The sequence below is a fragment of the Chroogloeocystis siderophila 5.2 s.c.1 genome, from assembly GCF_001904655.1.
Classification (GTDB): Bacteria; Cyanobacteriota; Cyanobacteriia; order Cyanobacteriales; family Chroococcidiopsidaceae; genus Chroogloeocystis; species Chroogloeocystis siderophila.
On sequence record NZ_MRCC01000009.1, the window covers coordinates 108,412 to 131,956 of the forward strand.

The 23,545-nt window shown below is 43.1% G+C and carries 23 protein-coding genes and 4 pseudogenes; 6 read left to right on the forward strand and 21 right to left on the reverse strand.

The window, feature by feature from the left end:
- Positions 1–208: 208 nt before the first annotated feature.
- Entirely contained in the window at positions 209–391 is a 183-nt protein-coding gene (locus NIES1031_RS12505; RefSeq protein ID WP_084544328.1) for a hypothetical protein, read from the reverse strand.
- Between the two features lie 176 nt (positions 392–567).
- Here NIES1031_RS12505 and NIES1031_RS12510 point away from each other — a divergent pair, with 176 nt between their 5' ends.
- Positions 568–1,563: an L-lactate dehydrogenase gene (locus NIES1031_RS12510; RefSeq protein WP_073549717.1), complete on the forward strand. Its 996-nt coding sequence runs from the start codon at positions 568–570 to the stop codon at positions 1,561–1,563.
- Between the two features lie 12 nt (positions 1,564–1,575).
- Here NIES1031_RS12510 and NIES1031_RS25655 read toward each other — a convergent pair.
- The 4 genes and pseudogenes from NIES1031_RS25655 to NIES1031_RS26385 all read right to left on the reverse strand — a co-directional run.
- Positions 1,576–2,283, reverse strand: a pseudogene (locus NIES1031_RS25655) (IS701 family transposase); the annotation flags it as partial.
- A 27-nt stretch (positions 2,284–2,310) separates the two neighbouring features.
- Positions 2,311–2,784, reverse strand: a pseudogene (locus NIES1031_RS26050) (pentapeptide repeat-containing protein); the annotation flags it as partial.
- 307 nt (positions 2,785–3,091) lie between these two features.
- Positions 3,092–3,862, reverse strand: a complete 771-nt coding sequence (locus NIES1031_RS25660) for a hypothetical protein (RefSeq protein WP_236738819.1) — start codon at positions 3,860–3,862, stop codon at positions 3,092–3,094.
- A gap of 80 nt (positions 3,863–3,942) precedes the next feature.
- A pseudogene (locus tag NIES1031_RS26385) lies at positions 3,943–4,377 on the reverse strand (pentapeptide repeat-containing protein); the annotation flags it as partial.
- Here NIES1031_RS26385 and NIES1031_RS25665 point away from each other — a divergent pair.
- On the forward strand, positions 4,328–4,657 hold the full coding sequence (locus tag NIES1031_RS25665; RefSeq protein ID WP_073549720.1) for a hypothetical protein: 330 nt from the start codon (positions 4,328–4,330) through the stop codon (positions 4,655–4,657). The pseudogene NIES1031_RS26385 and the gene NIES1031_RS25665 overlap by 50 nt on opposite strands.
- A gap of 29 nt (positions 4,658–4,686) precedes the next feature.
- On the opposite strand, the pseudogene NIES1031_RS26390 reads toward NIES1031_RS25665, so the two are convergent.
- Positions 4,687–4,752, reverse strand: a pseudogene (locus NIES1031_RS26390) (pentapeptide repeat-containing protein); the annotation flags it as partial.
- A gap of 309 nt (positions 4,753–5,061) precedes the next feature.
- Here NIES1031_RS26390 and atpD point away from each other — a divergent pair.
- Together atpD and atpC are read left to right on the forward strand one after the other, a co-directional pair.
- The gene (atpD, locus tag NIES1031_RS12555; protein WP_073549721.1) at positions 5,062–6,510 is read left to right on the forward strand and encodes a F0F1 ATP synthase subunit beta; all 1,449 of its coding nucleotides are present in this window, start codon (positions 5,062–5,064) and stop codon (positions 6,508–6,510) included.
- Between the two features lie 88 nt (positions 6,511–6,598).
- Positions 6,599–7,012, forward strand: coding sequence for an ATP synthase F1 subunit epsilon (atpC, locus tag NIES1031_RS12560; protein ID WP_073549854.1), 414 nt, complete (start codon positions 6,599–6,601; stop codon positions 7,010–7,012).
- A 22-nt stretch (positions 7,013–7,034) separates the two neighbouring features.
- Here atpC and NIES1031_RS23350 read toward each other — a convergent pair whose 3' ends face one another.
- Positions 7,035–7,529, reverse strand: coding sequence for a hypothetical protein (locus NIES1031_RS23350; RefSeq protein ID WP_084544330.1), 495 nt, complete (start codon positions 7,527–7,529; stop codon positions 7,035–7,037).
- 127 nt (positions 7,530–7,656) lie between these two features.
- Positions 7,657–8,970, reverse strand: a complete 1,314-nt coding sequence (locus NIES1031_RS12570; protein WP_073549722.1) for a M28 family peptidase — start codon at positions 8,968–8,970, stop codon at positions 7,657–7,659.
- A gap of 597 nt (positions 8,971–9,567) precedes the next feature.
- Between NIES1031_RS12570 and NIES1031_RS12575 the strand changes: the two genes are divergently transcribed.
- Complete coding sequence (locus NIES1031_RS12575; protein ID WP_073549723.1) at positions 9,568–10,374, forward strand: hypothetical protein; 807 nt, start codon at positions 9,568–9,570, stop codon at positions 10,372–10,374.
- Between the two features lie 196 nt (positions 10,375–10,570).
- Here the strand turns inward: NIES1031_RS12575 and NIES1031_RS12580 are convergent, their stop codons facing one another.
- The 4 genes from NIES1031_RS12580 to minC all read right to left on the reverse strand — a co-directional run bounded on the left by NIES1031_RS12580 (position 10,571) and on the right by minC (position 12,863).
- Positions 10,571–10,894, reverse strand: a complete 324-nt coding sequence (locus NIES1031_RS12580) for a hypothetical protein (RefSeq protein ID WP_073549724.1) — start codon at positions 10,892–10,894, stop codon at positions 10,571–10,573.
- Between the two features lie 71 nt (positions 10,895–10,965).
- On the reverse strand, positions 10,966–11,244 hold the full coding sequence (gene minE, locus NIES1031_RS12585) for a cell division topological specificity factor MinE (protein ID WP_073549725.1): 279 nt from the start codon (positions 11,242–11,244) through the stop codon (positions 10,966–10,968).
- A gap of 27 nt (positions 11,245–11,271) precedes the next feature.
- A complete protein-coding gene (minD, locus tag NIES1031_RS12590) occupies positions 11,272–12,075 on the reverse strand; it encodes a septum site-determining protein MinD (RefSeq protein WP_015191143.1) in 804 nt (267 codons plus the stop codon).
- Positions 12,072–12,863, reverse strand: a complete 792-nt coding sequence (minC, locus tag NIES1031_RS12595; protein WP_073549726.1) for a septum site-determining protein MinC — start codon at positions 12,861–12,863, stop codon at positions 12,072–12,074. The genes minD and minC overlap by 4 nt, the downstream gene beginning before the upstream one ends.
- A gap of 262 nt (positions 12,864–13,125) precedes the next feature.
- On the opposite strand from minC, the gene NIES1031_RS12600 reads away from it, so the two are divergent.
- Positions 13,126–14,235 (forward strand): AI-2E family transporter, encoded by a 1,110-nt coding sequence (locus NIES1031_RS12600; RefSeq protein ID WP_143167767.1) that lies wholly within the window; start codon positions 13,126–13,128, stop codon positions 14,233–14,235.
- 4 nt (positions 14,236–14,239) lie between these two features.
- On the opposite strand, the gene NIES1031_RS12605 is transcribed toward NIES1031_RS12600, so the two are convergent.
- The 9 genes from NIES1031_RS12605 to NIES1031_RS23355 form a co-directional block, all read right to left on the reverse strand.
- Positions 14,240–15,589, reverse strand: a complete 1,350-nt coding sequence (locus tag NIES1031_RS12605; RefSeq protein WP_073549727.1) for a four-carbon acid sugar kinase family protein — start codon at positions 15,587–15,589, stop codon at positions 14,240–14,242.
- Positions 15,590–15,694: 105 nt separating this feature from the next.
- Entirely contained in the window at positions 15,695–16,285 is a 591-nt protein-coding gene (locus NIES1031_RS12610; RefSeq protein WP_143167768.1) for a hypothetical protein, read from the reverse strand.
- 192 nt (positions 16,286–16,477) lie between these two features.
- Positions 16,478–17,128, reverse strand: coding sequence for a sugar transferase (locus NIES1031_RS12615; protein ID WP_073549729.1), 651 nt, complete (start codon positions 17,126–17,128; stop codon positions 16,478–16,480).
- A gap of 320 nt (positions 17,129–17,448) precedes the next feature.
- Complete coding sequence (locus tag NIES1031_RS12620; protein WP_073549730.1) at positions 17,449–18,804, reverse strand: cytochrome P450; 1,356 nt, start codon at positions 18,802–18,804, stop codon at positions 17,449–17,451.
- Positions 18,805–18,822: 18 nt separating this feature from the next.
- Complete coding sequence (locus NIES1031_RS12625) at positions 18,823–19,863, reverse strand: methyltransferase (RefSeq protein WP_073549732.1); 1,041 nt, start codon at positions 19,861–19,863, stop codon at positions 18,823–18,825.
- Positions 19,864–19,878: 15 nt separating this feature from the next.
- Positions 19,879–20,988, reverse strand: a complete 1,110-nt coding sequence (locus NIES1031_RS12630; protein WP_084544331.1) for a methyltransferase — start codon at positions 20,986–20,988, stop codon at positions 19,879–19,881.
- Between the two features lie 94 nt (positions 20,989–21,082).
- Positions 21,083–21,430, reverse strand: coding sequence for an antibiotic biosynthesis monooxygenase family protein (locus NIES1031_RS12635; RefSeq protein ID WP_073549733.1), 348 nt, complete (start codon positions 21,428–21,430; stop codon positions 21,083–21,085).
- 61 nt (positions 21,431–21,491) lie between these two features.
- The gene (locus NIES1031_RS12640; protein ID WP_073549734.1) at positions 21,492–22,565 is read right to left on the reverse strand and encodes a methyltransferase; all 1,074 of its coding nucleotides are present in this window, start codon (positions 22,563–22,565) and stop codon (positions 21,492–21,494) included.
- 14 nt (positions 22,566–22,579) lie between these two features.
- Positions 22,580–23,116 carry a type ISP restriction/modification enzyme gene (locus NIES1031_RS23355; RefSeq protein ID WP_084544332.1) on the reverse strand — a complete coding sequence of 179 codons (537 nt, stop codon included), beginning with the start codon at positions 23,114–23,116 and terminating at the stop codon, positions 22,580–22,582.
- Positions 23,117–23,545: the final 429 nt, after the last annotated feature.

Below are 23,545 nucleotides of genomic sequence, written 5' to 3' on the forward strand. Positions count from 1 at the left end.
AACAAGGTTGCTCTTAATTTGGCTTGCTTCTGGCTGAGGTTACTTAGGTTCGTGCCACTTCAAGCTATAAACTGATTTAAGTTTACTGTAATTCTGACGCTCAAGTCTAGCGGCTAGATCTGTAAGTTATGTCAACAATAAAGGCATACAACTTATTTAATATCATGCAGAGTGATGCTGTGCGATCGCGTCGTTTGGTGCTGTCTAACTACTCTTGTTCAGTTTCTGGAGTTTCAGTTGGCGGACGGGTAATTTCGCCTTCACTATAACCTAGGTCATACATACTTGCCGATTCAGCATCTTCTGGTGGCGTTTTAGGTTTTCCCGCATAGGCATCAGATTTCCCTACATTGAACCAATCTTCGTGCGTTGCTTTTGTATTGTTCATCATTGCACTTCTCCATAGCTATAGAGTTGCAGCCATAATTTATGATGTTTGCACTACGGTTTGCCGAAAATCCTGTACCCTGAGAAAGATGAAGTTTAGGATCTATATAACAATATTATCAAAACTTATATTTGCCCTAAACAGAGCGCACAGATGTACTCAATACAGCGGTTACTTATATGGTTTTTGACAACTTATTTACATCTTCATCAGAAGAAAAATTTTCACCAATTGTTCGCCAACCTCGTAAAGGAGTCATTATTGGTGCAGGTCAAGTAGGAATGGCTTGTGCTTATTCTCTACTTATTCAAAATCTCCTTGATGAAATGATTATCGTTGATGTCAATCAGCATAAATTAGAAGGGGAAGTCATGGATTTGAATCATGGATTACCTTTTGTTGAACCAACACTCATTAGAGCGGGAACTTTAGCTGATGGTGAGAATGCAGATATTGTGATTATCACGGCTGGAGTCAAGCAAAAGCCAGGAGAATCTCGCTTAGATTTAGTGAATAGAAATGTAGAAATTTTTCAAAGCTTAATTCCAGAAGTTGTTAAATTCTGTTCGACAGCAATTTTGCTGATTGTTACCAATCCAGTAGACATTATGACGTATGTCTGTCGCAAAATTTCTGGGCTACCTAGTTCTAGTGTGATTGGTTCGGGAACCGTTTTAGATACGGCACGTTTCCGCTATTTATTAGCTGAAAAGTTACAGATTGACCCGCGTAGTTTACACGCTTATATTATTGGCGAACACGGTGATAGCGAAGTACCAGTTTGGAGTAAGGTGAATATATCGGGAATGCATCTTGTTGATGAAAATTACGAAGCAGGTAAACCAATCGAGCCACAGCTACAAGAAATTTTTGCACAAGTCAAAAATGCTGCCTACGAAATTATCCAGCGTAAAGGCGCAACTTCTTACGCGATCGGTTTAGCAGTCGCCCAAATAGTACAGTCAATCTTACGCAATCAAAACCGAGTTTTAACTGTCAGCAGTCTGATTAATGGTATTCATGGTATTAACGATGTGTGTTTAAGCTTACCTGCTGTAGTCAATCGCCAGGGTGTAACGCGGGTTGTGAATCTAGCGTTAAATTCAACTGAATTAGAGCAGTTACAACATTCGGGTAAAGTTCTTCGCCAGACTATTGAGCAGTTGGATATTTAATATTTTCAGGACTTACGCAAGGGACATTTGAACAGATGGATGCTTGAGTTGCTCAATCAAGTAGTCCGACAACATCCCATGCTTAATCTGATAAATTGTCCTGCCGCTTTGATCAGCCATCGTTTTGAGGCGACTCCAAACTAATAGGGCACAGGCAATATGATTGCGCTGAATGCGGGCTTTGCGGCACTGGCAAGCTTCCACACCTGTGAGTTGCTTTAACTCACGGTGAAACTCCTCAATCTTCCAGCGGATACCGCACACATCTTGCACGACATCGGTGTCAGCTTGAGATAAGTCGTTAGTAGCGACAAACTCCGTTCTGTTGGTGGAAACAGTAACCCGGAACAGTTTCACCTTTTTGTCTTTAGGAAAGCCTCGAATTTTGACCAATTTGCCCTGCTGCAAGTCTTCATCACTCCAAACCAGTTCAACAACCCGCATGTAGGGCACAGCACCGCCACTATCGTCAACTCGACGATTTGTTTTGAGCGGGCAGTAATACAGCTTCTCTAGCTGGTCAATTTGCCCCATCAACTTCTGCGTCGCATACCAGCTATCCATCAGTACCATTGTGAATGGCAATTGCTTGCTATGTATCACACCATTGAGCATCGCTGCTACATGATCCAACTTGCTTTGCCCATCCCCATCAGGGTCGTAGAGTCGATAGTCGATGACCCAGAACTGTCCCGTTTCGCCGTTGACGTACACACAGCTATCAGGCATGGTTGCTCCACTTAAATTCGTCTGACTCAAAATCACGCCACTCAAAGTCGCACCACTCAAATCTGCTTTACTTAAGTTTGCTTGAGCTAAGTTTGCGCCACTCAAATTCACGCCACTCAGATTTCCCTGGCTTAAGTTAGCCCCACCCAAGTTACCTTGTGTTACATTCGCTTCCGTCAAGTTCACACCCAGCATAAAAGCATCGTATAAATCGTATAAATTGACGCGGCTAAGTTCGGCTTCGGTTAAAATTGCGCCAGTTAGTTTAGCTTTGGCTAACACAGCTTCGGTTAAGTCTGCTTTTGTCAAAATTGTCCGGCTGAGATTTGCTTCACCCAACTCGGCTTGAGTTAAAATTACTTCGCTTAAAATTGCTTCACTCAAGTCCGCTGCATTGAGCGTTGCTCTTGTCAAATCTGCAGAACGCAAATTAGCGTTACTAAAGTTTCTTTCTCCTGCTGCATACTTTGTGAGAAGTTCCTCAGTATCCATAGTGGCTGCTTTTTAAGTCAACTTTTTGTCAGTTTCGAGGATTTTCAAAGTTGATGCCATCTTCCGTGCGACGGAGGAAAGATGCTAGAAACGCCAATTCGTCAAGATGTGATCGCATAATAGAATCTGTTGAGCACAAAATTAGCAATTTGGCAACGATTGGCAATAATTTATTACACGCTTCAACGAGAGCAGCTGCACTTGGTAAACTAGCGGCACTACCTTTAAGGATTTTGATTGCAGTTTTTGCGGCATTTTGCGTTTCTGCTTACGGTTTTTGTCTTGTCTCTGCTAACATCTTTACCTGTTATGGTGCCTCGGTTTTATCTTCTGAGTTCAGGTTTACCTCATCTTTAATCGCTGCTTTTAACTGCGCAAGTAACTTTGCCAGTTGCTTTGCTTCAGGAGTCTCAGCTTGTTGCAGTTGACTAATTGTATTTGTAACAGTGCCGCTAATTTGACCGATCGCGACTCCTGTCATATTTTGGTTTTGACCCGCCGCAGCAACACCGCTAACGCTACCTTGAACGCCACTGATATTAACACTTCCTTGATTGTCTGACATGGTATCTCCAAAGTTGTAGTAAGTTTCTGCGTAAAATTTATGGCTTTGAATCGCAGTCACAACCATATTTTCTAGGCTGCGAATGCGTTGATCTTTCTCGGCAATTCCTGCAAGTAGTGCTTGCATATCGTTATAAGGTAAAGCTTGAATTTCGCTGTAGTTGGCGAAGTATTCGGCACTCAGTTGCGCGCGATCGCTATTTCCTGCAACTTTAGCTTGCAAGCGAATTTTGTCTTGCCCGCGTCCTTCTAAGGCTACGACTTCCAACCCAGCATGCGGATGATTCTCGGCTAATTGCTGTAGCGCAATCGCAGCTGCATCAGGATCGATTCCTTGATGATGGTATAAGTCAAGCGTCTTAAACGTAATAGCACGCGGATCGATGTTTTGCTGGCGATAAAGATCGAGAGTTTTGATGATTGGTGCAATAAAATCAGAAAAGTCTCCAGGTTTAAAGTTTTCCGATTTGTTATCTGGTTTACGACAAGGATCGGGATCGTCTTTTGTCGGCAATCGCGTGTAGATGTATTCGCTTCAACTTGCTCTAGCTTGGTATCAGTAGCGATCGCCCAGTCTTGAATATAAGCGCCAGTTAAACAAGCCGAGGTCAAGTCTGCATGATACAGTTGTGTTTGCACGAGCTTTGCTCGGCAGAGATTTGCCTTTTGTAAAGTTGCTCCACTCAGATCCGCAGCGATAAAGCTTGCATCTTCTAAATGACCATCTTGTAAATTGATACCCTGTAGCGCCAGGCGATCGTAGTTTTGATTGCTACCATCTTTGGAAACGACTAACTGTCGGACTTTTGGTGTTGCGAGATATGTTCCTGCGACGTCAGCAGAGTCAAGCTTCCGTGATTGAAACCAACACGTACGCATTAAGACGGCACGGTTAAACTGTACAGCTTTCAGCGTGGCTTTAGTAAAATTAGCATTGGTTAAATCAGCCCTACAAAACTGAGTCCCACGGATCGCGGCGATGGTGACAGCAACTTTGCGAACTAAGTTATATTGTTGCGCACTACGCAGCGCCTGTCAGCTAGCGTACGCGCTTAAAAATATCACAGCCCAAGCTATCCATACAGTCCACCACGGTTCGCTATTCGTTACTAAAATGAACGTACCAACGAGAACCGCAACAACGATATGTAGGATTACGGCGATTGAGCCAGCAACGATAACTGAGGTTGCGATCACCACAGCAACTGCGATCGCTCCATTAATCGCACCAATTAAAGACCATAACCGAAATTGTAGACCTGCTTTAATGTTGAGAATTAGAACAATCGCAAATACTAAAACTCGGTAGTTTTGTAATCCTGCGAAAGCATGGCTAAAGTTAGCTTCTTTTAGGATCGCATTTGTGAAGATTGTTCCCCGAATGTCCGCACGGCTGAAATTAGCACCTGTTAAATCTTATCCCTTAAACGAGTGTCCTTGGAGGTTTTGACCAGAGAAATCCTGGGGTATCAACACACTGTAAGAAAGGAAGTATGCTCTATCTACAAATGCAATTTTGAGGTTTCCAGAATTAAAGCAGAGTTGAAAGGCAATTCAAAACTTGACCTGCATCACTCCACCTGAAATGAACCATAATAGATTTTGCAGAAATACCACTGAAAGTGCAGTTCGCTACCTATTCAGTGATAATCTTAAAAGCAGTCTATTGAACTGTATCTCCCAGATAGCTGAATTACACTCCGAGGCGAGAGAATGGTCACTACCGCAGAAAAAGCAAATATTGGCTACATTACGCAAATTATTGGTCCTGTTGTAGACGTTAAATTTCCCGAAGGCAAAATGCCGCAAATCTACAACGCTTTGATCGTCAAAGGAACCAACGAATCGGGACAGGAAGTTTCCGTGACCTGCGAAGTGCAGCAGTTGCTGGGCGATAACCAGGTACGTGCCGTTTCGATGAGTTCTACTGATGGTTTAGTTCGCGGTATGGAAGCGAGCGATACTGGCGCTCCAATTAGCGTACCTGTTGGTAAGGCTACCTTGGGACGGATTTTTAACGTACTTGGCGAACCCGTTGACAACATGGGACCTGTCAATACAGAAGAAAGGTTTCCAATTCACCGCGATGCACCAAAACTAACTGAATTAGAGACGAAAGCCTCAGTATTTGAAACTGGTATCAAAGTAGTAGACTTACTTGCTCCCTATCGTCGTGGTGGCAAGGTTGGCTTGTTTGGTGGTGCTGGTGTTGGTAAAACTGTCATTATTCAAGAGTTGATCAACAACATCGCGAAAGAGCATGGCGGCGTATCTGTGTTCGGCGGTGTGGGTGAGCGCACGCGTGAAGGTAACGACCTTTACAACGAATTTAAAGAATCTGGGGTAATCAACGCAGAAAACCTCAACGATTCTAAAGTGGCGCTGGTTTACGGTCAGATGAACGAGCCACCTGGGGCGAGAATGCGCGTCGGACTCGCCGCCCTGACAATGGCTGAGTACTTCCGCGATGTTAGTAAGCAAGACGTACTTCTATTTATTGATAATATTTTCCGGTTTGTGCAAGCAGGTTCAGAAGTATCAGCACTTCTCGGACGGATGCCATCAGCGGTAGGATATCAACCAACACTAGCAACCGAAATGGGCGCGCTGCAAGAGCGGATTACGTCAACTAATGAAGGCTCAATCACCTCGATTCAAGCAGTGTACGTACCTGCGGACGACTTGACTGACCCTGCACCTGCTACAACATTTGCGCACTTGGATGCTACCACGGTACTATCGCGTGGTTTAGCATCTAAAGGAATTTACCCCGCTGTAGATCCACTTGATTCAACTTCTACGATGTTGCAACCTAGTATTGTAGGAGATGAGCACTACAATACTGCCCGTGCAGTTCAAGCAACGCTACAGCGCTATAAGGAACTTCAAGACATCATCGCGATTCTTGGTCTAGATGAACTATCCGAAGACGATCGCCTAACCGTAGCGCGCGCGCGTAAGATCGAGCGATTCTTGTCGCAACCGTTCTTTGTCGCAGAAGTCTTTACAGGTTCTCCTGGTAAGTACGTAAAACTTGAAGAAACTATCAAAGGCTTTCAGCGAATTCTCTCTGGCGAACTCGATGACCTACCTGAGCAAGCATTCTACATGGTCGGCAACATTGATGAAGCGATCGCTAAAGCTGAGAAGATGAAAAGCTAATGAGTCATAGGTAATGGGTAATCGGAGTAAAGCTATTACCTATTACCAGTTACCTCTATTACTGTTTACTATTTTCTTATTCGCAAACATGGCTTTAACTGTTCGTGTCGTCTCACCTGATAAAACTGTTTGGGATGCAACAGCGCAAGAAGTAATTCTACCAAGTACCACAGGTCAACTGGGTATTCTTAGCGGTCACGCACCATTATTAACTGCGCTCGATACTGGTGTCATGCGAGTTCGTCCAAGCTCGACTGAAGATTGGGTAGCGATCGCACTCATGGGTGGCTTTGCTGAAGTTGAGAGTGATGAAGTGACCATTCTCGTTAATGGTGCTGAACGTGGCGACAAAATTGATTTAGAAGCTGCTCGTGCTGCTTACAACCAAGCTGAAGCAAAAATCAATCAAATTCAAAACGCCTCGCGTCAAGAGCAAATTCAAGCTACTCAAGCCCTGAAAAGAGCGCGCGCACGCTTCCAAGCTGCTGGCGGAATGCTGTAAAGAGTGCTGAGGGGTTCGGCTCTTATCTACCGCCGCGATCGCGTTCTAGGTCGTAAATTGCCTTTTCAATCGCCCAGTTTGTCGATTGCTGCGGATGGTTGAGTTTAATATTTGCGATCAGACGGCTGGCTGCTGCTTGGTCATTGTGTAGCAGTGTCATAAGTCGCTTCTGGAGTTTAGGACTTGCTTTGTCAAAACTACCCTGCTTGGTCGTTGTTCCGGCGGGGAGTTTGTTTTTTGTACTACCGGCGATCGCCACCGCAGCCGTAGCACCAATTGCGCCTAGTACGACTAATGTCCCAACTCGACCAGAGTCGTCGGTTTGTTGAGGTGTGCGGTAACGCGTTTGCGCGATCGTGTTAGGTAGGGTACTAGCTATGATTGGTTCTGGCTTGACAACCAATGCTGCTGTTGTACTCGTGTTTTTCTGTGCAGTGTTTGCTGCTGATGGTAGTGTTTCAAGTTGAGCAGTAATAATAGTAGCTAGGGCAGCGCCTATAGGTAACAATTTCAGCATGGCTTTGCAAGAATATCTACAATTTAATGAATTGATAAACGTTCTGACTGCCCCTCACATCTCGAATTAACACGTTAAGTAACATTTATATAAATCATACTCGTTATGGCTTTGTATTTCTAGCGTTTCAAAGTACGGATCGCCGCATAAGCGAGATGCGATCGCTGGTATCAGAACCAAGCAACTGCTGGAGGACATTGAGCGCCACCTGAGTTGTTTCATCAAGTAACTGCGGCTCGACAGCTTTATCGTTGGGAGTATGGTAATTTGGTTCCTGTCCTCGATAGAAGAATAGTACAGGAACGCTGGCTCTAGCAAAGGGAGCGTGATCGCTACCACCTTGACCGCCAAAGATAGAAACATCAGACTGAGTTGCTTGTGCCAGTTTAGCTAGTGACTGACTTCCACCCACAAGCAACTGATCGTTGACACCAACCATATCAAAATTGAGCATAACATCAAGACCTTGCAGCCAATCGGGTTGAGCTTGACTAACGAAAGCTCTAGAGCCGTGTAAACCATCTTCCTCGCCGTCAAAGGCGACAAACCAAGCTTGGCGGGCTGACGGTGTTTGCGCAACGTTGCGGGCAATATCTAAAACAACAGCCGTACCCGATGCATTATCGTTCGCGCCTGGTGAACCTGGAACCGAGTCATAATGTGCGCCAACAACAACGCGCGGTTGCATAACGCCAGGAAGGTGCGCGATGACATTCGTACCAGTCACCGTGCGCTGGCGAGTATTGACGGTGAGTGTTCCTTGTGAAGGTTGCGACTCAATTAAAGAGTTACCTGCTTTTCCAGATAGTGCTAGTACCGGAACTTGTACTTCACCACCAAGCGTACCGTACAACTCACCAGGTTCATTATTAACGATAACGACACCTACTGCACCAGCATTTTCTGCATTTTGGGCTTTTTGCAGAAAGGGAATTTCACCGCGTCGAACGAGTGCGATCGCGCCTTTGACATCAACCGCCGCAAAATCTGATCGCTGTCCGACATTCGGGACGACAACAAGCCGCGCGCTAGGTTTTCCTGGTATTGAGCCATTGAGTGCGCGACCATTAATAGTTTGCCCATTGACTGTAATATTCGAGCCGAGATCCTCAAATTTTGGATACGTAAACGTTTGAGTTCGTGTTTCGTAGCCAGCACGCGTATACTGTTCAATCAGATAAGCTCTCGCCTGTTCCATAACGGGTGTTCCCGTTACCCTAGGACCTAATTTCACTAAAGCTTGGACATCGGCGATCGCCTTTCTAGATGCGACGGTACTTTCGGTTTGGCTAAGTAGCCTACCACGCTCAGCTTGTACCTCAATAGCGGGAGTACACCCAACAAGTCCAACGCTAACAACGCTTGCGCCTGCAATCAGTAACCTAACAATTCGTTGTAACTGCACTAGATCGCTCTCTTCTGTTCTATAAAAGCTATTCATTAACTAAGGAAACTATTTAAAAGTTGATCTTTCAAATATAGTTGTGTGTAGACAAATACTTTAACGTTTTATTGCTGTAAAGTAAATTATTTCAATTTATCTTATTTCCTCTCATAAGCTTTTAATGCAATCTAGCCATAATAGGGAAATATTTCTTGTTTGAGGGTTTAGTCACTCAACTATTTTATTATATTCATTTTTATTTCATAAATTCATATGTTGTATTTCACTAATTTAAAATAGCTATTTGAAATAAAGTAAACTATTTTCTAGTTCTTATGAATTGCTAAGCTAGCTCTACCAGAAAAGTATTCCCAAACAAATCGTTACTAAATCTTCTTTAATAAGAACAAAATAATTCTAATATAATTGATTTGATTAATAATTACCTTGATTACTAAGTATAAGTAACTCAAATTTTTAGAATAAATAAGTAATTTCAAATAGTTAAATTTTGTAAAAAAAATATTCAAAACAAAAAAACTTTTAGTAGATAATTAATTGTCCGAGACACGACATAAGTTTAATCGATAACTTATAGAGATTAAATTTGTCAGAAATCTACCTTTATTCTAGACAGGAATCTACGTTTCACAGATGAACAGCAAACCAGTTCTTTTACTTACAGGAAAATGTGCGGTAATAGCAGGACTAATATTATCAAATTCAGCAAGAACTATAGCAGACCAATCATTTAAACTAACTCAAGCTGCTCAAACTTCCCAATCAGCACTTGAGCAAATGGATGTTTCAGAAATTGCTAAGCAAATAATGGCACTTCAGAAGTATATGTACATTGACAACAAAACAAAAATAGTTACATTCGACTCAAAAGCAGCACGGCAAGGCGGTTTTTCTAAAGAAATATTGGAACTAGCATCAGAATTAATAGAATCTCAAAATATACTAATGCGGCAAGCCGCACAAGAAAAAATAGGCAATGTTACTCAACTTCAAGTTGCAGAAGACAATTTTCCTAAACTTAAAAGGTTTCATGAAAGATTAAAAGAAAGAGATAGGAAGAAAAATAAATTACCCTCTTCTACAATCGAATTATCACAGCTTAGCTATAAGGTAGTTATAAATATTTTAAATAAAAGTATTTTACCAAATTCAAATGTGCAAAAGCTAATTAAACATACCAATTCTCATATTTTAATTGCAGAGCTTACAGCACGAGCCTGTGGTGATTATAGTCATTATATTCCGAATTACACACCTTATACGACAGGCTGGACTACTACTGCTGATCCTCATGGAGCATTGAGAAGATTAGGCTATCATAAAACTGCATATTATGCCTCATTCCAAGGCTCCTATGGCTCAAGCTATACAAAAGAACGGTCTTACACTTCTTCATATGGAACTTGTAATTTTCCGTGTTTAGAGATGAAGGCAAAGTAAATACTACCAGTACAGCTTACAGGATTCAATATGGAGAACCCAATCCAGAAGTATTTAACTATAACTGGCCTTACCCTGCATGGGCTGATTACTGTAAATATTGGCACTCTCTCTATTAAAAAAACTAATAAAAAAGCTCTTTATTAGTAGAGAGCTTTTCTTTAGCAGCAAATATTTTGATATGGGAATAAATCTATTATCCATTAATTAATATATAAGGAATACCAAAAAATGTTTTACCTATTGTTTGCTTGATTGGCTCGCAAGCACTGTCACCTCCATACTCAATTTTAATGATTGCTTTGTTTGGACATAAAGGTGTTTTATATAGGTCTATAAAAAGTAGCCTTTGGTTTTCTTTTTCTATCTTCTCAATAAATGCTCTGTGCTTATGTAATAATTGTTCAGCTTCTGCTAATTGTGGCAGTTCACTACAACGTTTTAATGTTGTGGGTAGTTTTATGATAGACTCATCACACGAAGCTAATAAAAGTGGTTGTACAACATTACATCCAGTCACTAGTGAAAGAGCAAAAAAAAGTGAAAAACTGCTTTGCTGTTCTCATCGTTTTATAAGCTAACTTGTCTTGTTCAACTATCGACATCTTTAACGCGCCGAATTGGTAAGTTAGCAATCAGTGCGGTGGTGCGTTGATTATTTTCTAGACAAAACTCTAATCCATCGGGTTCGAGTTCGACATAGCGCGAGACGACTTCTAAAATTTCCTGTTGCATTTTTTCAAGCGCCTGCGGGTTTATATCGGCGCGATCGTGGGCAATCACTAATTGCAGTCGCTGCTTAACTGCATCACGGCTTGTGTTATCATTGCGCGACACCGGAAAGAATCGATCGAGGAATTCGGTAATCATGACAGTGGATGCAGGGGTAGAAATCGTTTAGATAATAGAAAACAGCAGCTTACGCAGGCGAGTAAAGAAGTTGTCTTGAACAGGTTCCAAATCAAGAAATTCTACTTTTTCCCCTTCTAATCTACGGGCGATATGCTCAAACGCCATTCCGGCAAGCGAAGCTGTTTCGGATAATACTAAAGGTTCGCCTCGGTTCGTCGAAACGATGACGCGTTCATCTTCTGGAACAACGCCAATCAGTGGAATTGAGAGAATTTCTTGGACATCTTTCACCGACATCATGTCATTTGCCTGTACCATTGCGGGGCGCAGGCGGTTGAGAATTAAATGAATGTTTTTGATTCCTTGTGCTTCGAGTAAGCCAATAACGCGGTCAGCATCGCGGACGGCTGCTATTTCTGGTGTTGTGACGATTAATGCTTCTTTCGCGCCGGCGATCGCATTTTTAAAGCCCATTTCAATCCCTGCCGGACAGTCAATGACAACATAGTCATACATTTCTGTCAAGGAATCAACAAGCTGCTTCATCTGTTCGGAGGTGATGGCTTCTTTGTTGCGGTTTTGGGCAGCCGGAAGCAGAACTAAGCCTGATTCGCGTTTGTCTCTTACTAAAGCTTGTTCTAAACGACACTCGCCTGAGACAACCTCCATTGCGGTGTAGACGATGCGATTTTCCAATCCCAGGAGCAAGTCTAAGTTTCTTAGACCAAAATCGGCATCTACCAAAACGATTTTACGCCCCAAGCGGGCTAATGCCATACCCAGGTTGGCGGTGACTGTGGTTTTACCTACCCCTCCTTTACCAGAGGTAGTAACAATAATACGCTTCATGACGGTAAAGAAAATTGGGATTTAGAAAAATCAGCAGCTTTAGCGATCCGAATGCCTTCAGGCGTGACGTAAGCTACCTCAGGATAAAACTGAGATGGAATATTCGTCGGTGCCCTAGCGACAAATTCCGCAATCCGCAACTGCGTTGGTTCCATTTGCAGTGCCATAATCAGACACTTAGAATTACCGGCTGCACCTGCATGGGCAACTCCGCGCAAACGACCCCAAACTAGAATATCGCCATTTGCCACTACAGTACCACCTGGATTAAGGTCTCCTAACACAATAACGGAACCAGCATGACGAATTTCGATGCCAGATCGTACTGTCATTTGCAGATATAGTGGTTCAGCAAGGGGCGTAGCGGGAGCATTTAAAGTTTGATTAATTCCTGTGACAGGTGCTTGTTGTTCTACGCTATAGCCCGCAGTTGCGGCAGCGACAGCAGTTTGGCGGCGGCTGGTAAAAACATGAGTTAACTGAAGTTGTGCTTCGGCTAAAGCATCCGCGATCGCTTGTAGTTGTCGAGTGTCTAACAACCGATCTGTTGCCATGAGATGGACTATCGTGTTAGCTTGCCAAAAGCGATCGCCACCGTTAAGCCGCTGCTTCAATTGTTGCCAAAGATCCGACCAAGTTGTTGCTGTAGTAGAAGCTTCAACTTCTGTCGGCAAAATCAATAACAGATTTTCTCCCTCACTCTTGAGGCGAACTTGTAAGTTACTGTTCGCGATATCGGTGGGAGGAGTCAGTGTTGTCTCTATTTCTGGCGGGGCAGAATCACTCATGCAGTACTGGTCTAAGCAGCGAACCAACTTTATATCATCTTAGATTAGTTCTAGTCTAGAACTATATTTTCTTATTTAAGTAATTAGCCGTTAGTAATTAGCTAATACCATTTCAATTTCACTGAACGAGAACTACAATTAATTTCTCCTCTGCCCTTGAAGTTCCCTATTCGTACAATCTTTACGGTGAAATGGTATAGCCGCCAAGTCTTAGGGAGGACGACACTTAAATTTCCACAGACTACATTTACATCACAACCTCATGCAGCCAAGAGATGGAGGCGATACTGTGAAGTTCGGGCAATGGCTTGGTTTAATCGTCCTGGCGATCGCGCTTTACATTTTATGGCAGATCCGGTACGTGGTTTTGCTCATCTTTGCTTCTGTTGTTTTAGCAACAATTTTAAATCGCGTTGTGCGCGGCATCCAGCGACTTCGCGTCAATCGAGGTATTGCTATTGCCATCACCATGACTGTCTTATTGGCTTTAATTATTGGCTTTTTTGCGGTGATTGTGCCAAGGATCATTGACCAATTAAAAGAATTTGTAGTGCTGATACCAGCTATCTCTGACCGATTCAGGATATGGTACAACTGGCTGCAAACTGTGGTTCCTGGGCAATTTTTTGAGGATATCAATTTACTTAATAATCTGGCTGGGCAACTGCAATCTTTACTAGCCCAAATTCTCGGCAACGTTTTGCTTTTAGTCAACACTTCACTGACGGCTATTTTGGGCTTTTTGCTGTTTTTTGTTGTCACGATCATGCTACTTGCCGATCCTGCACCGTATCGCCGCATCTTGATTCTGACTTTTCCAGCTTTTTATCGGCGGCGTGTCGATCAAATTCTGTGCGAGTGTGAGGCTGCCCTGATTGGCTGGATTAAAGGGACTCTAATTACGATGTTTTTTGTCGCTTTATTAAGCTTTGTTGGTTTATCGGTGTTAAGAGTACCACTACCACTCGTTAATGCGGCTTTGGCAGGCTTACTTGAATTTATTCCGAATGTTGGACCTACTTTGAGTGTCTTTCCACCAGCTTTACTTGCTTTACTCGATGCGCCTTGGAAGGCGGTTGCTGTGATTGGCTTGTATGTTGTCATTCAGCAAGTTGAAAGTTTAATTTTAGTGCCGCTGATTATGCAACAAGAAGTTTCGCTACTGCCAGTGTTTACGATTTTAGCGGTGGTAGTATTTGCTAGTTTTTTTGGGTTTTTGGGTTTATTTCTCGCCATTCCCCTTTTGATTGTGACGCAAATTTGGCTCAAAGAAGTTTTGGTTAAAGACGTGTTGAATAAATGGCGAGGTAAAGTGCCGCGCGATCGCAAAGCCTACTTAGCTAGTGTCGATGACACTAAACTTGAATCTTGAATTGCTAATTACTTTTTTGCAGTCTGCGGTAAATTGTCGCCAAGGCATTCGCATCACCAACATTACCAGGAAACAGAACTATAGGTAAATCGGGAAACTGCGGATGATCCGATGGAGTGCGGACGATCGAACACCCTGCTAAAATTTGACCGAGGAGGCGTGCAGTCTTCAAAGCTAAACCTGTACTCAAGACATCGTTGGAGGTAATGCCTCCTTTACTGATTAAAAATCCGATATCGCTGGGCAAACCCTGCACAATATCCATCAATAATGAAGATACGGAAAAACCAAACTGTAATCGTGTTTGAACATCCGCAAAAACAAGTTCTTGACGGCTTGTATAGACTACAGGAGTTTTACCAGCTTCGTGCGCGGCGTGAACTTTTTCTAGTGTTGTTGTGAGTAACTGATGCGGTTGTTCGAGCGAGTCATCTAATAACTGGGCGACATCGACTTCGATTCCCGCGATGTCAGGTTCTTGTAAGAGGTTTTCTAATTGTTCGGTTGTCTTTCTAACGTGCGAACCAACAAGCACAACACCTGGTTTCCCTTGGCGTACGTATTGCGACATTTCCTCTGGTGGTACTGGTTGTGGTGGTAGTTGCGCTAAAGCGGTGAGTAAACTCGCGGCGCTACGAAATAAAAAGCGTTTACCTTGACTTACTGCTGTGAGAACATCTTGGGCAAAGCGGTTGAGATCGTCTTGTGTTTCGGCATCAACCGCAACGCATTGATTGTCTGTCAAGTTTTGTAATCTTTCTAGTGTGGAAAGATTTCCCGCAACATCTGTACCGCTACGAATGTCGTTTAATAAAAATCGTTCGACTTGATTTGCGCGGATGCGTCCTTGGGTTTTTTCGGCAACGTAATCGGGTAAGTAGCTGTAAGTGTAGCCAAAAACCGAATCGCGAGCAAATTCAGTTTCGTGGACGGGGATCGGAATTCCATCAACGATCAAGTAATGAATGCTATCGCGAGTAATGCGTCCACCTTCGATAAAGGCTGGTACGAGAAAATGCGCATCAAATGGACCAAGTTCTGCGGCGATGACATCGGCTTCGATAGGGTAATGTCCGCGTAGCGTGGAATCGGAGCGACTAACAATCAGAAAATCGGCAATTTCTGTGGCGGCGATCGCGCTTTTGAGATTATGACAGACTTCTTTTGTAACCTTGGCGGCTTGATCGGGAGGTAGCGATCTCGTATTCGTCAGCACAAAGAATATTGGTGATTCATCGGTTAACCCTAGTCGCAGTGTCTCTTCATCCCAGCGTGTCAGGAGGAGACAACTATGAACGGTTTGCGAACCTGTCGGGTCATCATCGAGGACAATAATTTTGGGTTGAGTTGCCATCTTTAATTTATAGCCAAAGTGTAGGTTGGTACATTACAGAAGCTCAGAGCTATTGTCTTAACCAGCTTTTAACACTGAACTCTGATCACTGATCCCTGACCCCTACTATAGAATCTGCGCTTGTAATTTTCGCACTTCTGCTTGCACGCTGCTGCTAATTTGCAACAGAGCATTTACAATTGGCGCGTACTCCTGAGTTTGAATATTCGTTAGTTTTGGCGGTGAAAGTAAGTTTGGTGTGTCGATTGGTTGTGATTGTCTTAAGCTTCTTTCGATTTGTAAAGCTTGCACTAAATCGGATCTTAAGTGTTGTAAAGCTTGTAAAAGTGCGTTGCGATCGCTTTGATCGGTATTCGCTTTAGCTTCATCGAGCATAGCGATATCATAAATGACGCAATGGTAGCGATCAACGTTATTTAAGAGGTTCTTTAGCGGTTGCGGGTAAATTTTTTGCCGCCAAATCCAGCGTCCTAGGGTGATGAGAATGAATGTAATAATAAAAAGTGCGATCGCTGCGGCAATTGATGTACCGATTATTGTTCTAATAACAAGCGTATAAAGTAGACCAACAATGATAACGGTTGGCACAAAAACTTTGACGAACTCGTTTGATAAAAAGCTGAATCGTTTTTCTCGATTTTGCCAAATTGACCTGCGCAATACACTATCTGGATTGACTCCAGTTAATCGCTTCAATTCTCCCTTTGTAAATTCTAAGCCTATCAAGTCAGGCTGCACTGCACATTGTTTGTATCTACTGAGTCTATATTAGGATATTTTGGACTGGGTGCATGAATCGGATGTTACCCCCAGAATTGGAAGAGCCTGGCGACTAAAGTCGCGGCTTGAAAGACGAAGTCCACGTAGGTAGAGTTTATGATTGAAGATTTAGTAAGCGCCTTTGCCTGTAATGACCACAATCAAGGTTTGCCAGATAATTCGGAGGTCGAGCCATAAAGACCAGTGATCGCGATAAATGGCATCGAGATGCAGCATATAGTCAAAGCTTACCTCACTACGTCCACTGATTTGCCACAAACCTGTTACACCAGGTAAGAGTTCTAAACGTTTAGTAAAAGCATTTTGATACTCTTTGAGTGCTAAAGTACAGTCGCGCAGTTGTAGGGGACGCGGACCTACTAAGCTCATATGACCTTGAATAATGTTAAATAATTGTGGTAACTCATCTAAACTCGTACGTCGCAAGAATTTACCAACGTGAGTGACACGGGGATCGTCTTTCATTTTAAAGAGGATTCCGCCGTCGGATTCGTTCAAGTGTTCGAGATCTTGCAGAAGTTGCTCGGCATCGACTACCATAGTACGAAACTTCCAAATCAAAAAAGGTTTTCCACCACGCCCTAAACGTTCTTGACGAAAAAAGATGGGTCCTTTTGAGTCTAGAGAAATCGCCAACGCGATCGCCAGCATCAGAGGGCTAAGCAGAAGTATCCCTACACCAGCGCCTAAAATGTCAATAATGCGTTTACCGACAAATTGCAGCATGTAACGTGGTTGACTGACAAAACTAAGTTGCATAGCAGAGGTCAGGGGTCAGGGTTAGACTAGGTTTAAAACCTTTGACAGTCCAATTAACAAAGCTTGTGCCAAACAGTGTGTCAGCACTTAGTTATATTTTTAGAGAGCCATTCTAAAAATTTGCGTATTTTGTACCTACGTAGTTCAATCAAATCAATCACAAGTCAATAGACTTCTTGTATGAATCACAAACACCCTCTGACTGAAGTCAGGGGCTACCCAAGCAAAGTGTACTTTCGCACACTTAAACAAGATTTTTATCAGTAAGTTCACAGTGGTAGATTTTCTTGTGTTTGGCTGCAAATTTATTTGTCAATCATTCATGCAGGAGGTTTAATATATGCTTGGAGACTATCTTGAAACTGAGAAGGCTGACGCACTGGGAAAGCGGTACTTGGTTCAGGAGATATACTCCAGTCGTAGCGCAATAGCTTGGAGAGGATAATTTTCATTTCCATTTGGGCAAATTGCCAGCCTAAGCAACTGTGCGGACCACTACCAAAGCCGACTAAGGCAAAAGCGTGCTTTTTATCTTCTTCGCGCGGTGGTGCAAAGCGGTCAGGATCGAAGCGATCGGGATCGGTGTAGATTTCTGGAAGACGATGCGTTAGCAGTGGGGAAATATCGACATACCAGCCGGCGGGGATACAGTAGCCTGCGTAATGAATATCTTTGACAACGCCACGCGAGATATTTTGTACAGGAGGATATAGGCGTTCTACCTCTTTCAGCGCGTAACCCATTTGCGAAAGTTGTTTGAGATGCGATAAGTTTAGGGGTTCATTTCCGACGACTTGGGCGTATTCGTTGCGTAGGCGATCGCGCCACTCTGGATGTGCCACTAATTCAAACATTAACCACGAAAGAAGTACTGCCGGATTTTCATGCCCTGCAAACAGTACCATTAGCAGTTGGTCAACAATGTCCGATTCACTCAATGAGTTGCCATTTTCATCAACAGCCGCGAGTAATAATCCGAGGAAGTCGCGTGATTCTTGTAATGAGCCTTGTTGTTTGCGTTTGGCAATTTTGCGCCGTAAAAAAGCTTGTAAATTTCGTCTTGCTTGCTGCGATCGCCCATACAAAGTTTGAGGAATATCAATTTTTAACTTGGCGCGCCTTCCAGAAAGCATTTCGAGAAAATACTGCGTTGCTTCAGCAAATTCGCTATCGGTTTCAGTTCCCAAAATCAAGCGAATTGCAATTGTTGTTGAAAGATGAGTAAACTCTTCAATAAGGGAAATTGTCTTTCCTGGTCTCCAATCTTCAAAAAATTTGTCTACAATTTCTTGGATTGTGTCGAAGTAATTTGTTAGCGATCGCCCGTGCATTGCAGGATACATTAAGCGGCGCGTTGCTTGATGTTCGGCACCATCTTGTAAGAGTAAACCTTTGCCAAAAATAGGTTCTAAAAAAATCCAACCTAACCGCGCGGAAAGATGATCCGCTTTTTCTCCTAATACTAAGCGGTTAGCATCTGGACCAATTAAAAAAGCAAAATTTTTACCAAAGATCCGCGATTTGAATATTGAACCGTAACGCTGAAAGTGTTCCCAGTAAAAAAGTTCTTCGTCTCGAAATAGCTCTTTTGTCTCACCTCCAAATAGCTTACCAAAGCTACCAGGCATCTCCTCTGCCGATTGAAATTGTGATGCTGGTTTTGTTTGAACAACCATTAAAAATAGCTCCTTGATTTAAGCGCGTACAGCTTCGATGATGCTATTGGCAGTTTGTGTAGGGATAAGGCGTGTTACTTTAAATCCAGCGGCTTCTAAGAGCGATCGGTATTGTGCTTCAGTACGTTCGTAACCGCCAGGAGTTGTGAGTAACGATTCTAAGTCGATTAACTTACCAACAAACGGCGCATTACCAGGAGGCATAATCATTTCTACGATTAAAAGTTTGCCGTCGGCTGTCATCGCCTCGCGACAGTTTTTTAGCAGTTTCACTGCGCGCTCATCGTCCCAGTTGTGAACAACAAACATCAAAATGTACGCATCACCATCACTAGGTACTGAATCTAGACAATTACCTGCAACAAGTCGAGCGCGATCGCCAATTTGGGCGGATTCAATTGCTGGAGTCGCCGCTGCGATCGCCGAGGGAAAATCAAAAAGTACCCCTTGCAGTGTGGGGTTTGCTTGCAAAAGTGCAACAATTGTGCTAGCACTTGCATAAATTCCGATGTCAACAACCTTGGTCATTGACGAAAAGTCATAATTTGCGAGGAGTGACTGCGCTGCACGCTGCGAAATACTCGCCTTAGACTCGCTAGAAACTCGCGCAACTTCAGGGTCTTGGTAATATTCAAATAATCCCTGCCCGTAGAGATGCTCAAACGCGGGTTTTCCAGTTTTAACACTGTAGTACAAATTTTCCCAAACATTCCAGTGCCAATCTTGTCCAAAAAACTTGACCGCAGCGCGGACAGAATCAGGTGTATCACTTTGCAGGAACTCAGCGAGGGGCGTTAAGCTAAAATAACGCTCGTACTCAGAAAAAATGCCTACACTGGCGAGCGATCGCATGAGTCGATACAATGACGGTGCATGAGTGTCAGTTGCTTGCGCTAACTCATCAATGCTTTTTGAACCATCGGCTAACAAGTCTGCAATTCCCAATTCAGCAGCAGCGTAGATTAATCGCGCTACCCGCAAACCCCCTAGCATTTGCATCATTGCCACTTGTGGAGGTAGATCTGGTGGCATACTGGTATTTGGTTTAGTCGTTGTCATTGTTTTATTTCCTAACTAACAGCCAACGCCTTCAATAACTTTCCAAGGAGAGGCTGTAGCAAAAACTTTTGTGAGTTTGAAACCTGCGGCGTCAAAAAGTGTGCGATACTCTGCTTCGGTGCGTTCGCGACCACCAGAGGTCGTGAGCATTTCTAGGTCAAGAAGTTTGCCGAAATAAGGCGTATTTCCTGGGGGAATAACGGCTTCAACTAGCAATAGCTTGCTGTGTTCTGCCATCGCACGGCGACAGTTTTTGAGAATTGCGATCGCTTGGGGTTCGTCCCAGTCGTGGATCACGGTTTTAAGGAGGTAAGCATCACCGCCAGATGGTACAGATTGGAAAAAGTCACCAGCAACTAATTCACAACGATCTGCTAGTCCATTGACTTCGATGAACTCTTGCGCACCTGTAATCACGGATGGTTGATCGAATAAAACGCCTTTGATTGCAGGATAGGCTTTGAGAATTGTTGACAAATGACTGCCATAACCACCGCCAATATCAACTAATGTAGAGATACCTGAAAAATCGTAACCTGTGGCGATCGCGCTGTTGTTCATTGAGGCTAAATTGGTCATTGCCTCATCGAAGTTATTGCCTGCTTGCGGATTCTGAACAAAATACTCAAAGATATTCGGTTTGCCAAAGGTATATTCAACGGCTGTTTTACCTGTCTTGACACTCTCAATTAAGTTTCCCCACAAGTCCCAGTGCCACTTTTCACCAGACATAATCGCCCATGCACGTACTGAGTCGGGAGTATCAGTTTGTAATGTTGCGGCTAGTGGTGTTAAGCTGAAGCGCCCATCTTCGTTTTCAGCAAATATGCCGAAACTTGCGAGCGATCGCAACAGTCGATAAAGTGACTGTTCGTGCATTCCAGTTAGCTGTGCTAGTTCTTTGCTGCTTTTGGCTTGATTTCTCAGTAAATCAGCAATTCCCAGCTTTGCTGCGACATAGATTGCCTGTGACACTTGGTAAGCGTTGATCATTTCTACCATTGCCACTTGCGGTGGCATTATTTTGGCTCTGAAATTCTGCAATGAACTGGTGATGTTCATCATTGCTTGAATCAGGGCTACAGGAGGCTTTTTTGGTTTTGTTTTGAGATTAGCTTGAGACATCGCATTGCGCTTTACTAATAATGTGGAAGTTTGCTCCCTAAATTTTCCATAAATGAAATAGGGACTTTCATTTCAACTTTAAGATTGCCTAGCACTAAGACTTTTTGATGTAGCAAATTTCGTAAAGCGTGGGATCTGATTGCGCGATTTTGCCGATTGCAGGCATATGTGCTACGGCTTCGGGATTATTGAAAATGCCGCGAAAGTCTTCAACGCTGCGCCATTGCGCGTAGTTTGTGACTCGTTTACCGTCTAAGCTTTTGTGGATGTTGGCTGAGATGAAACCAGGAAGTTTACACATGACTTCCTCTGTCGCTTTGATTAATAAGTCGACGAGTAGTTGCTGGTTTTCTGGTTCGACGATGAAGACGTTGATCAGGGTGACAAGATCGGCGTCTTGGGAAATTGTTGTTTGTTTTTCGTTGTTGATGAGTGTAGTCATGTTAATTTTTTTGGTAGTTTTTAGATTGTGGTGAAGAGTGAACGGACCACTCCAGACAAGGCTATGCTGGTATAGACTCGATGATGCTCATTGGGGAGCGTGAAGAGATAATGTTGGTGAGTTGAAAACCAGCGGCAGCGAGAAGTTGTTGATATTGTTCTTGGGTGCGTTCGACCGCGCCTGCACTCATTATGAGTGCTTCTACGTCTAAAATTTTGCCTAGGGATGGCTCGTTGCCTGGAGGAATGACCATCTCGATGAGTAGTAATTTGCCATGCGCGGCGATCGCTTGGCGGCAGTTTTTAAGAATTGTGATCGCGCGATCATCGTCGTAGTCGTGAATGAGGTTTTTGATGATATAGATATCACCATTGGGGGGGAATGATTCAAAGATATCTCCGGTGACAAGTTCGCAGCGATCGCTTAATCCTGTGACTTCAATGAGTCTCTTTACTTGTTCGATGCGTGTTGAAGTGTCGAAGTAAACTCCTTGTTGTGCTGAGTTGTTTTTCAATATCGAAGCAATGAGTTTGCCATCTCCTTGCCCTCCTGTGCCAATATCAATGACGCGATAAAATGATGTGAAGTCATAATTAGCTAAAATTGCGACATCGGTCATTGCTAACGCGCTGACCATCGCTCCATCAAAGTTTTTGGCAACTTCAGGATTTTGCTGGTAGTATTCTTGAAACTCCATCCCGAAAATCTGGTCAAACGCAGGTTCGCCGGTTTTAATACTGTGTAGGATACCTCCCCACATCCGCCAGTGCCACATTTCACCAACGACGATCGCGTAGTCTCGTAATGAATTAGAAACGTTAGTTTGCAGTAATGTGCCTCTGGGAGTCAGGTGAAATAAACCATTTTCGTCTTCGGTAAAGATATCAAAACTAACAAGTACTCTTAACAATCGATATAGTGACTGTTCGTGAGTTGCGGTTGTTTGGGCTAGGGCTGTAACACTTTGCGGTTGTGTTAATAAGTCTGCAATACCTAGCTTCGCCGCCACAGAAATCGACTGCGCAAGTCGATAAGCATTCATCATTTGCAGAATTTTGACCTGTGGTGGTACGCCTTGAGCAACTGGCGGACGAGGTATTGTCACATCTGAAGTTTTGTGTTGCGATGAAACCATGCTTTAGCCTTGCCTTATTGATGAGCGGCGATAAATAATTGTTCTTTGCTAGAGCCAAGCTGAAATACTGCCTCAATTCCTGCCATTAGCTCGATCATCTCGTTTAATGCGGTTATAATCCGTTGATATTGTCGAATATCTTTCTGGCTGAGATAACAACCTTCACGATCTTTGATCCATTTTTGACAAATTTGATAGTTGCCAACACTGTAGTTCCAAACTTGTGGAGGTACGTTTTTGAAATATTGTTTTTGATTAATCCAAACTCGTCCTTTGTCGTCACTTTGCTGTGGCTGGGCATAGCGCACTGCTTCAACAACGTTACTACCTATAACAGGGTAATCAGCAAGGATTGGTGTTAGCTGTTCGTCGTTTCGTTTTTGTGAATATATACGCAAAATTCCCCGAATTTGAACATCTGCTACTAATCTTCCTTGGCGCTGTGAATGAACTTCATGCCAAGCTGATTTTCGTAGTGTGGGATAAAGCTTACTATCTTGTTTGTTAGGTAAGTGACGATGCCGAGGATGTTCTATTAAGACTGTATTCATGACTTTTAAATTTGTAAAGATTACAGAGTATTGAGAAAAAGTAAAATAGCTGCTTGCAAATAATGCTAAATAAGAAGTTATTCTTAAGTGGTTGATATTTACGAAATCCGCGAGTATTTTTATTCCTGGTTTAAATAGTGAAATGATTTTAAATTTGCTATTGAGATGTTTCTCAAAAAAAAACTGTATTAAATGCTGCGAAATTAGGATTTTCTAAGGTTTGAAGTGAAAATGTGGATAAACGCCTTTAACAGGTAAGTAAAAGGGTAAAAATAAACGTAATGTAAGGGCTGGTAATTTGTAACTGGTCATTGGCAAGAGTCTCTATTACCCATTAACCATTACCTGTTACCTGACAAACGTTATGTGTGATATTTAATTATGTCCGCCTACTTAGTAGCTTTTCAAATCTTTGTAGATAGTTTCTCA